1 protein-coding gene is annotated in these 1,120 nt (G+C 65.4%); it reads right to left on the minus strand.

From position 1 onward, the window contains the following. Positions 1-38: 38 nt before the first annotated feature. Positions 39-863, minus strand: a complete 825-nt coding sequence (locus tag ACZ6IM_RS42705; protein WP_469564656.1) for an IS5 family transposase — start codon at positions 861-863, stop codon at positions 39-41. Positions 864-1,120: the final 257 nt, after the last annotated feature.

Raw genomic sequence — 1,120 nt, forward strand, 5'->3', positions numbered from 1 at the left:
AGTGAGCGTTTGATTCTCGGTTGTCTGTTTCGTTTGGCTTAGTTGTCGCGCCAGTTGTGGGTGGTTTCGTGGGTGAGGCGGCGGGTCATGAGGTTGATGGCGGCGAGTTGGATCATGGCTGCCGATCGGTGAGGGTGGGTTTCGTAGTCGCGGGCCAGGCGGCGGTGGTGCATGAGCCAGCCGAGGGTGCGTTCGACGACCCAGCGGCGGGGCTGGACGTGGAAGCCGCGGGTGGTGGGGTTGCGTTGGACGATCTCGAGGTCGATGCCGTGGTGGGCGGCGTGTTCGACGGCTTTGGTCTTGTAGCCGTTGTCGGCCCAGGCTTTGGTGATGGTGGGATGGCGTGCGGCGATGTCGGCGAGGAGTTGGGTGCCGGCGGCGGAGTCGTGGACGCTGGCGGCGGTGACGGTGACGGCGAGGAGGAGGCCGAGGGTGTCGGTGACGATGTGCCGCTTGCGTCCGATGATCTTCTTGGCCGGGTCGATGCCTTGGCTGGTCAGGGGGACTGTGGCGGAGGTTTTGATGCTCTGGCTGTCGATCAGGCAGGCGCTGGGGTCGGGGGTGCGGCCTTCGGCCTGGCGGACTTTGCCGCGTAACAGGCCGGTGAGCTGGTCGAAGATGCCGTCGGCTTCCCAGCGGGCGAAGTAGCCGTAGACGGTCTGGTGGGGTGGGAAGTCGTGGGGCAGGTAGCGCCAGGGGATCCCGGTGCGGTCGACGTAGAGGATGGCGTTCATCAGGGCGCGCAGGTCGTGGGTGGGTTTGCGGATGCTGTTGCGGGCGTGGCGCCAGGCTTCGAGGGTGGGGCGGATGAGTTCCCAGCGGGCGTCGGACAGGTCGCTGGGGTAGGGCCGTGAGGGCTGCATGGTGTCTGCGTACGTGGTGGCGGCCGGCCTGAGCAGGGCGTGTGTGGGGGTGCCGGGTGCACCGGGGCGTGCGTTCTCGACTCGGTGTGAACCGGTAGTTCTGTAAATGAGACAGGAGCTTTTGGAAGGTAACCGGCGCATCACTGCTCTGCCGATTGCCGCAGAAGCCGTGTTTCCGGCGAATCGCTTCGCTGAGCGCTCGATCTGGCTCCTGGAATTCACCATGAACCACCCAATACCAGAATCAAACGCTCACT

It is taken from the genome of Streptomyces sp. NPDC042336, assembly GCF_055581985.1.

Coding starts and splice junctions, on each gene's coding strand:
- ACZ6IM_RS42705 (WP_469564656.1), bottom strand. CDS start 863: ATGCAGCCCTCACGGCCCTACCCCAGCGACCTGTCCGACGCCCGCTGG.